The sequence below is a fragment of the Acinetobacter sp. 1294596 genome, assembly GCF_000582925.1.
Taxonomy (GTDB): Bacteria; Pseudomonadota; Gammaproteobacteria; order Pseudomonadales; family Moraxellaceae; genus Acinetobacter; species Acinetobacter radioresistens.
Genome location: NZ_JFCC01000004.1, coordinates 125,472 through 135,015, shown reverse-complemented (window position 1 = coordinate 135,015; position 9,544 = coordinate 125,472). Strand labels below are relative to the sequence as shown.

General features: G+C 40.2%; 8 protein-coding genes. 1 reads left to right on the top strand and 7 read right to left on the bottom strand.

Annotated features, from left to right (window positions below; all coding sequences use genetic code 11):
- Positions 1-632, top strand: a 632-nt coding sequence (locus J502_RS03410; protein ID WP_249301495.1) for a DUF1269 domain-containing protein, incomplete at its 5' end; no start/stop codon positions are given.
- Between the two features lie 95 nt (positions 633-727).
- Here the strand turns inward: J502_RS03410 and sohB are convergent.
- The 7 genes from sohB to J502_RS03375 all read right to left on the bottom strand — a co-directional run bounded on the left by sohB (position 728) and on the right by J502_RS03375 (position 9,524).
- The gene (sohB, locus tag J502_RS03405) at positions 728-1,690 is read right to left on the bottom strand and encodes a protease SohB (protein WP_005025322.1); all 963 of its coding nucleotides are present in this window, start codon (positions 1,688-1,690) and stop codon (positions 728-730) included.
- 49 nt (positions 1,691-1,739) lie between these two features.
- Positions 1,740-2,411 (bottom strand): hypothetical protein, encoded by a 672-nt coding sequence (locus J502_RS03400; RefSeq protein ID WP_005015044.1) that lies wholly within the window; start codon positions 2,409-2,411, stop codon positions 1,740-1,742.
- A gap of 91 nt (positions 2,412-2,502) precedes the next feature.
- Positions 2,503-3,411 (bottom strand): phosphate ABC transporter ATP-binding protein PstB, encoded by a 909-nt coding sequence (pstB, locus tag J502_RS03395; protein WP_005015045.1) that lies wholly within the window; start codon positions 3,409-3,411, stop codon positions 2,503-2,505.
- A gap of 13 nt (positions 3,412-3,424) precedes the next feature.
- Entirely contained in the window at positions 3,425-4,822 is a 1,398-nt protein-coding gene (pstA, locus tag J502_RS03390) for a phosphate ABC transporter permease PstA (RefSeq protein WP_034683133.1), read from the bottom strand.
- Positions 4,819-6,198, bottom strand: coding sequence for a phosphate ABC transporter permease subunit PstC (gene pstC, locus J502_RS03385; RefSeq protein ID WP_005015049.1), 1,380 nt, complete (start codon positions 6,196-6,198; stop codon positions 4,819-4,821). The genes pstA and pstC overlap by 4 nt, the downstream gene beginning before the upstream one ends.
- A 100-nt stretch (positions 6,199-6,298) precedes the next feature.
- Positions 6,299-7,330: a substrate-binding domain-containing protein gene (locus J502_RS03380; protein ID WP_005015050.1), complete on the bottom strand. Its 1,032-nt coding sequence runs from the start codon at positions 7,328-7,330 to the stop codon at positions 6,299-6,301.
- An 811-nt stretch (positions 7,331-8,141) separates the two neighbouring features.
- Positions 8,142-9,524 carry an amino acid permease gene (locus J502_RS03375; protein ID WP_034683131.1) on the bottom strand — a complete coding sequence of 461 codons (1,383 nt, stop codon included), beginning with the start codon at positions 9,522-9,524 and terminating at the stop codon, positions 8,142-8,144.
- Between the last annotated feature and the right edge of the window lie 20 nt (positions 9,525-9,544).

Here is a 9,544-nt window from a genome sequence, read left to right as displayed (position 1 = left end):
TACACATTATAATTAATACTGGTGAAGAAATGGCACATAATATTATTTTAGTTACTTGGAATGAATCAGCACAGGCCTTTGAAAATTTTAGTAAATTTAAAGACTCCCGTATTAAGGATATTAATGAAGTTACGCTTTTAAAACGCCAAGAAAATGGTAGTTTTAAAATTGAAGAACAAATAGATCCCAAACAAAATAATGGGATTTTAAGTGGCAGCCTACTGGGTTCTTTAATTGGAATATTGGGTGGCCCACTTGGCTTACTTTTAGGTTTTACCACAGGTGCATTAATTGGTGGAACCTATGATATTAATCGTGAACAAGATGATTTAGCTGTACTGGCTAGAATTAGCCAAGCATTGCCCCTCGGCACTGTGGGTATACTCATTGATATTCATGAAGAGTCTGAAGATTTTATTGATGCGCTTTTTGAAAAAACCGGAGCAACAATTTATCGCTGGGATTATGAAGATGTACAGGCAGAAATTGAAGCCAGTATTGAAACCTGGCAAGAAACTCAACGTATTGCAAACTTGACTTTGAAAGAACAGAAGAAAGCTGAGCATAAAGCAAGACGTCAAGCTAAATGGGAAGCTTTTAAATCCCATTTCCATCGTGAGCATGCTAAATAATTTCTCTGTATAATTGTCCTGTTTTTACATCAATATAATTTCCTATTAAAAAAGCTCACTTTAGTGAGCTTTTTTAATCCGACTTCACGATAATCTTAAAGTTCTGGATCACGCATCTGTACCAGATTGGAACTGGCTTTAGCCAAGGTATCCATTACTTTATTTAGTACTGCTGGCACCAGTGCATCTGCCATTTGCGCGGCCTGAAGACCCAGTTTTTCGCCTAAGGTTGGTTTACGGCGAGTTGAAATAACATACACATCATGCTGTGGTAGAGCACTCAGTAAATACTCATCTGAAGTTTTCAGCTCATCTACTAAATTTAAATCTAGAGCATCCTGACCATACCAATGCTCACCTGTTGCTACTTTCTCAACATTTAGTTTTGGGCGGTATTTTTCTACAAAATGCTTAAACAAAGCATGGGTCTGTTGCAGTTCCTGCTCAAATTTGGCTTTACCTTCTGGCGTATTTTCGCCGAACATAGTAACAGTACGCTTATATTCGCCTGCAGTATAAAGCTCAAAATCGACATTATGTTCTTTTAATAAACGGTTAAAATTTGGTACCTGAGCCACAACACCAATTGAACCAACAACAGCAAATGGTGCGGTAATAATTTCATTTGCAATACAGGCCATCATATAACCACCGCTGGCAGCAACCTTGTCTACACAGATAGTTAAGTGAAATCCTGCATCACGTAAACGCACCAGCTGTGCTGCTGCGAGTCCATAACCATGTACCATTCCACCCGGACTTTCCAGACGCACCACTACACGGTCTTTTCCTGCTTTAGCCGTTGCCAGAATCAAGGTGATTTCTTCACGCAGATTTTCAACAGCTGAAGCTTGTACGTCGCCTTTAAAATCGATGACATAAATTTTCTGGTTATTTTTTTTACGTGCCCGCCCTTCTTTTGCCAGTTGTTGAGCAAGTTGCAATAATTCGAGTTTAGACGCTGTTGTCTGCGCAATTTTTTTTCGTTGTTCATTGACACGCGCATTAAGATGGCTAATACGAATCTCTGCGGGTAACTTTGGCGTATGAAATAACATAAAAAATCTATTCTCAGTTTAATTCGGTTTGTATCTTTAGATTAGGTCACTACTGGCATTTTTCAATAGCCTTATTATGTTTGTTATTTGCTCGTTCTTGTCTGATCAATAAAGCATATTGATTCATGATTGCTTTGATGGCGAATAAACGGAAATATATCCAAAATAATCCTGAATATAATACACCTATAATGAAGGCATTTACTGGCCACCAAGTTTGAATCCAGAAGTTACCACGTCGGCCATTTTCAAAAGGGGTAAGCAGTGAGTACATCAGAATAAATAAGGCCAGGAACAGAAGAATAAAGCAATATTCTTTAAAAGGGGTATGCATAAAAGGTTCTTTACCTTTAAGTTGAGCAATGCAATAACGATACATTTTAAAATCAGAATTTGCCTTAATATAAGCTCGCCATTTTTGGCCAACCTTAATATTACTTTTTTGTCGTTTTAACCAAAAATAAAGTACAAAGCCGATTAGACTCGATACAACTACAAAGATGTCGTATAACCAGCGATGATAATTGGTCATTCCCGGACTTTGAGATGTTGCAAACAAGCCATGATGGGGTATTAAAGTTGCAAGAGCTATACTCAATCCTACCATCAGCATAGCAAAATATTGATCTATATATTTGGTGCCAAACAGAACCTGGAATAAGTCTTTTAAAGCATGTTTCGAAATTTTTGCGTATTCTCGTTCTTCCGGCGTCAATTGCATTATTTTTTTAGCATGAAATTTTTATATCTCGCATCATAACAAAAAAACAGAGTATCAAGACTCTGTTTTTTTAAAATCTCAGGTTAAATAATTAGCCGAAGCGTCCTGTAATATAAGCTTCAGTCAATTGATGATCAGGCTGTGTAAAAACCTTTTCTGTAGAGTTGACCTCAATCAGATCACCTAAATGGAAATAAGCTGTCCGGTCAGATACACGCGCTGCCTGCTGCATCGAGTGAGTTACAATCGCAATAGTATACTGATTCGAAAGCTCCGAAATCAGTTCCTCTACCTTTGCAGTCGCAATCGGGTCAAGTGCAGAACATGGCTCATCCATTAATATCACTTCTGGACTTACCGCAATAGTACGGGCAATACATAAGCGCTGTTGCTGTCCACCTGAAAGTCCTGTACCAGGCTGATTCAAACGGTCTTTGACCTCATCCCAAAGTCCAGCCTTACGTAGGCTGTTTTCGACAATTTCTTCAAGGTCGTATTTGTCACGTGCCAGACCGTGCAGTTTAGGCCCATAAGCAACATTATCAAAAATCGATTTTGGAAACGGATTCGGCTTCTGGAACACCATTCCGACCTGTGCACGCAGTAATACGACATCCAGATTTGGATCATATATATCTTGCTGATCCAGTGTTACTTTTCCTGTAACCCGGCAGCTGTCAATAGTATCGTTCATGCGGTTCAAAGTACGCAAAAATGTTGATTTACCACAGCCTGATGGTCCAATGAATGCAATCACTTCATTTTCATAAATTTCAAGGTCAATTCCTTTGATCGCTTCTGTTTCGCCATAATAAACATGGACATCATCAGTGCAGATTTTGACTTTGTGTGCTGTTTCTTTTTTAGACGCTGCAGATGTATCGAACTGGGATACAAACGAAGTTGCAGATGTCTTGCCTGATCCGGTGACAGGTATTTGGGTTGGTTCTGAATTCACGGATGGTTCCTGCTTGTAAGCATTCATAACATTAGTATTCATATCTTGTCCTCAATTACCAGCGTACTTCAAATTTCTTACGTAACCAGATGGCCAAGCTGTTTAGGCCAATCATGAGTGCCAGCAGTACAATAATGGCGGCTGCTGTACGCCCTTCAAAAAAGTTACGTAATTCATTGCCCTGCCACAGAAAAATCTGTACAGGTAAAGCCGTGGATTGATCTAATGGGGAGGTTGGCACACTGGCCACAAAGGCACTCATACCAATCAATAATAGAGGAGCTGTTTCGCCTAGTGCCTGCGCTACCCCAATAATTGCACCGGTTAAAATTCCTGGTAATGCAAGAGGTAACACATGATGAAAAATAGTTTGTACACGGGATGCACCCAAACCTAATGCAGCTTGACGAATTGAGGGAGGTACAGCTTTTAACGAGGCCCGTGTTGTGATAATAACCGTAGGCAATGTCATCAAACTCAGTACCAGACCACCCACTAACGGTGCCGATAATGGCAGATGCATCCAGCCAATAAAGATCGCAGCACCTAGTAAACCAAATACAATTGAAGGTACAGCGGCCAGGTTATTGATATTTACTTCAATAATATCGGTAATATAATTTTTTGGCGCAAATTCTTCCAGATAAATCGCACTTGCCACACCGATTGGAATCGAGATAAAGATGACAATCAGCATCATAAACAGCGAACCCATAAAAGCGCCAGCCAGTCCTGACGTTGCAGGAGAACTACGCGAATCGGGATTCGTAAAGATTTGAGTATTAAATGAAGTGGTCAATACACCTTGTGCTTCCATTTCATCTGCAAGCTTGCGTACTTCTGGACTTAACTGCTGCTGCTCATCCGGAAGATCACGGTCAATCTGGCCACGCACCCAGACATCCACATTGGCATCAGCCAAAATCTTGATATCTTGAGTTTTACCAATTAAAGCGGGATTTTCAAATACCATATCGCGTAATCGGTAAGATTCCGAGCTGGTATAAATCTCCCCTAGCTCATCACGCTGTGGCGCCAGTGCAGGTGCTTTAGAAATAATACCATTTACGATCAAGGCATCCCAATCTACCATACCCATCTTTGTTTGCCAGGCAATGTAACGCTCCTGGAACTGGGCTGGACTTTCGCCTGCTTTTTGAACTGGACGTGGTCCGGCGTCAATAATATTAGGGTCAAAATATACAGGTACCGACATACCAGCTTGCCAGAACGCGGGCAAACCTTTAATCAGAATACTGCCAAAAAGTAAAGCCACAAAGAATAGCCCGGCCATTACTGCACTAAAGCCAGCAATACGGAAGATTTTCTCTTTACGATGACGCTTACTGAGTGATTTGGCAATTCTGTCTTTACGTTTTGCGCGCAAATCGGCAGCAGCTTGAGCATCGAATATATCTTTTTGGCCCAGCGGAGAAGTATTGGATGTACTCATTCGTATTGCTCGCGGTATTTACGCACAATGTAAAGTGCAACAATGTTAAGACCCAAAGTAATTACAAACAGGGTTAAGCCCAAGGCAAACGCCACCAGTGCCTGTGGACTGGCGAAATCAGTGTCACCAGTAAGTTGGTTAACGATAGTAACTGTTACTGTAGAGACAGCTTCTAGTGGGTTACCGTGCAGGATTGGACTGTTACCCGCAGCCAGCACCACGATCATGGTCTCGCCAATGGCACGTGAAGCAGCTAGCAAAAAGGCACCAATAATTCCGGGTAAAGCTGCTGGAAGTACCACCTGCCGAATGGTTTCAGACTTGGTCGCTCCAAGTCCCAGTGAACCGTCCCGTAGTGAACGCGGCACCTGAGTAATAATGTCATCTGACAGTGAAGAAACAAAAGGAATAATCATAATTCCCATCACAAAACCGGCAGTCAGTGCACTGGTTGCATTGATATGCAGGCCAACCGTATCTCCCAGCATCTTAAAGAACGGGCCAATGACCATTAAAGCAAAGACACCATAAACAATCGTCGGAATACCCGCCAGAATCTCAATAGTGGGCTTCGCCCAGGAACGTAAACCTGGAGATGCATATTCAGCCAGATAAATCGCAATTAACAGTCCAATTGGGACAGCTACCAGCAAAGCGATAGCACTGACCATGAGTGTGCCCCAGATCAGTGGCAACAAACCATAACTGCCTTCTGCGCCACCTGATGTACTAAAGCCCGGATTCCACTCTGTTCCAAAAAAGAATTCCAGAGGACTGACGAACTGGAAAAAGCGCATTGCTTCACTAAACATCGAAAGTACAATGCCAATCGTGGTCAGAATAGCAACTCCTGAACATAAAATCAGGCCAATATTAATGGCTTTTTCGACCTGATTACGTGCTCGGTACTGCTGACTTACATGTTTTTTTGCCCAGACCAGACCACCTAGCGCTACAGCAATAACCACAGCCATTTTGGCAAAGTTACCAATCATCTGGAATTTGGCTAACTGCTCTGCCGCTGCAACTTCATAAGCTGCTGGTTGATCACTTACCCCAAAACCTGATGCAATTGCCCTGATTCGCTCAACGATAACATCCAGTCCAGCAGGGTCCAGTGCCGCTACAGTCGCTGCCGGTATATTATTGAGGATAATATGCTTTAGAATATTTGGCTCAACCAGATTCCACACAATTAAAATTATAAAAGCCGGTATACCACACCATAATGCAACCAGTGCGCCATAATAGCCCGGACGCGAATGCAGACTGGCAGAATTATTCTCTTTACCTGCCAGTTTACGGCTTTTGGTGAGCCCAACCTGATAAGCAATTGCAATCAGCGCCAGTAACACTCCAATGAGCAGCAGATTCATGTATTCTCCACAATTCTTTCACATGACCGCATGAAAAAATCTTATTTATGCGAAAGCTGATGGCAGGTCTTCCCTGCCATCAGTCTTGAATAAGTCCACCTTACTGAACAGTTTTACCTGCTTTAAAATTTGCCAGTACTTTGGCACGTTCTGAGTCAGACAGTGAAATCAAGCCAGCCTTTTCAAGTTTAGAACCTTTACCTGAAACCTTTTTATTCAGGAAGTATTCTACATACTGCTCAAGTCCTTTGACTGATTTCAGGTGCTCACCTTTTACATAGAAGAACAGTGGACGGGAAACAGGGTACTTACCAGAAAGGATAGTTGCTTCAGACGGTGTTACATTATTTACTGTTGCTACACGCAGGCGGTCACGGTTCTGGTCATAAAAACCTAGACCAAATACACCAACTGCGCTCGGATTTGTTTTCAGACGGCTGAGTGTTTCAGTATAGTCACCTGAGATTTCAATGACACGACCATCTTTACGGAAAGTCGAACATACAGTTTTTTGAGTATCTTTATCTAGATTCTTGTTGTACTCATATGCTTTACAGCCCAGATCAACCATTTTTTCCTGGAACACTTCACGTGTACCGTGGTTAGATGCTGGAATAACTAAAGTAATCGGTTCATTTGGCAAGGTCTTGTCAATCTGGTTCCAGCGAGTATACGGGTTAGCAACCAGTTTACCTTTAGAAGGCAGTTTTTCTGCCAGTGCCGCATATACATGGTAAGGCTTTAACTTGAAGGCTGCCTTGTTGGCATTTGATGCAAATACAATACCGTCATAACCGATCTTGATTTCCTGAACTTTGTTTACACCAGCTTTTTTACAGCTAGCAAGTTCAGTATCTTTAATTTCACGTGATGCATTTGCAATATCAATTGTATTGTCGCCTACACCCTGACAGAACTGTTTTAGTCCGCCCGAAGTGCCACCAGAACCTACAACTGGTGTTTTAAATTGTGGAAAAGTATTACCAAACTCTTCAGCAACAATACTCGCATATGGAAGGACGGTTGAAGAACCGGCAATCTGAATGGTATCGCGAGCCGCATTCGCGGTTGTTGCTGCAGCTGCCCCAGTAACTGCTAAAATGATGCCAACATGACGTGGATTTAAGTGCATTCTCTTCTCTCTTAATTTTGCAATTTTTCCGTACTCCACTTGTTTACAGTGTTAGTACATTTTGGATAAGTGCATTTTGAGTTTAAAATATGACAAATAAGTTACACCTTTATGACACTTTCATGATCTCATCTACAGCATTTCATGCATTAAATTAACTATATAATTATATTAGATTTTTTATTTTAATTTTTTTTAAATAACAAGATTAAGCATTTAAAATTATATTAAAAAGATTGGGTCAAAAATTTAATCCCTACGTCTCATAAACAAGAATTAATTCTGTATCACTTTTATTAAGGTAGTTTTTCACTGTAATAGATCTCTACAGATTCTGAACTATCTTAAAAAATTTCAGTGGGACTAATCTATAAAAGTTAGAATTAAGCTTTCTATATTTAGAAGAGGTGATATAGCTCATTACTTAAATAGTGTACTAGCTAACAGATATTTAAGCCTAATAAGAATTTCATCAATAAGTTCCCTGTTATGGGAGTGCGATAAAGCAGAGCATTTGTATATTTTCCCAAGCCATATAAATAGAAATTTATGGTTTGAAGTATTCTAATAGGCTCAGTTAAAAAAATTTTAAAGGAAAGTGTTGAATACCTGAAATCTAAAAACTGGACTATTGGTTTATAGATTTATCTTAAAATATTTATTGTTCATTAATTTATAGTTCTAACATAAAAATATAAAATCCACTTTAAAATCGGAGCTTACTCCAATTTTCAAACCTCCTCTTAAATTAATAAAAAGAGATCATTCGATCTCTCTTTATATAGAAAACAAAATACTTAAATAATTATTTTTAAGGATTGGGCTGGATTCCACCAGTCAATACAACATTTCTTTTGCGATAATAGACAAAATACATAATAGCCAGTGCACTGAGCCATATAGGTGCCAAAATAACGGCTGAGCGCATATCTGCTGTCAGGCTCATGATCGTTAAAATGAAAAACATAAAAGCAATCGTTAAATAATTTGTCCAAGGACTGGCAATAGCTTTAAATGCAGTCAGTCTGTGTTGCTGCTTCATCACTTTTATAAACTTCAAATGAGTGACTGAAATCATAAGCCAGTTAATTACTAATGCAGCAACCACCAGCATCATAAGAAAACCAAACGCTTTTTCTGGAATAATATAGTTAATGACTACACAAAGTGCAGTAATCGAACCGGATACAGCCAAGGCTGCGACTGGAATTCCACGGCGATTCACTTTTTTTAGAAACTGCGGTGCATTGCCCTGCTCTGCCAGTCCGTGCAGCATACGACTATTACAATAAATACAACTGTTATAAACTGAAACTGCTGCGATCAGTACGACCAGATTCAAGACATTGGCTACACCATGATTATTTAAAGACTGGAAAATTAGTACAAATGGGCTCCCCCCTTGTGCCACCTGATTCCAGGGATATAAACTCAACAGAATACCGATTGCGCCAATATAAAAAATCAAGATACGGTAAACAATCTGGTTCGTAGCTTTTGGAATATTTTTCTCAGGATTTCGTGTTTCTGCGGCTGCAATTCCAATTAGCTCTAGTCCACCAAATGCAAACATAATAGCTGCCATAGCCATTACCAGGCCAGAAATACCATTTGGGAAAAATCCGCCGTGCTGCCATAAATTGGCTATTCCGGCTTCTGGCCCAGCGGTACCTGAAAACAATAAATAGGCACCAAAACCAATCATGCTCAAGATGGCAATAATTTTAATGCAGGAAAATAAAAATTCTGTTTCTCCAAAAAAACGGACATTAATAAAGTTAATGCCATTAATCAGTATAAAAAACCCCATTGCAGTAATCCAGGTGGGTATTTCAGGCCACCAGAACTGTATAAATGTTCCAATAGCACTCAATTCAGCCATGCTTACCAGTACATATAAAACCCAGTAATTCCACCCAGACATGAAACCTGCCATACGGCCCCAATATTTATTGGCAAAATAACTAAATGAACCGCTTACAGGTTCCTCTACTACCATTTCTCCCAGTTGACGCATAATGAGGAAAGCGATGATGCCTGCAATTGCATACCCCAGTAAAACTGAAGGGCCAGCAAGTTTAATGGTTTGTGAAATTCCCAGAAATAATCCGGTTCCAATAGCGCCTCCTAGTGCAATCAGCTGTATATGCCGGTTAGAGAGACCTTTCTTCAATGTATTTTGATTTGTGTCCACAGTTTTATCTCCATTGAAGG

What these genes read in the sequence shown, in the direction of transcription:
- sohB (WP_005025322.1), bottom strand. Translation starts at nt 1,690, where the DNA reads ATGTTATTTCATACGCCAAAGTTACCCGCAGAGATTCGTATTAGCCAT.
- J502_RS03400 (WP_005015044.1), bottom strand. Translation starts at nt 2,411, where the DNA reads ATGCAATTGACGCCGGAAGAACGAGAATACGCAAAAATTTCGAAACAT.
- pstB (WP_005015045.1), bottom strand. Translation starts at nt 3,411, where the DNA reads ATGAATACTAATGTTATGAATGCTTACAAGCAGGAACCATCCGTGAAT.
- pstA (WP_034683133.1), bottom strand. Translation starts at nt 4,822, where the DNA reads ATGAGTACATCCAATACTTCTCCGCTGGGCCAAAAAGATATATTCGAT.
- pstC (WP_005015049.1), bottom strand. Translation starts at nt 6,198, where the DNA reads ATGAATCTGCTGCTCATTGGAGTGTTACTGGCGCTGATTGCAATTGCT.
- J502_RS03380 (WP_005015050.1), bottom strand. Translation starts at nt 7,330, where the DNA reads ATGCACTTAAATCCACGTCATGTTGGCATCATTTTAGCAGTTACTGGG.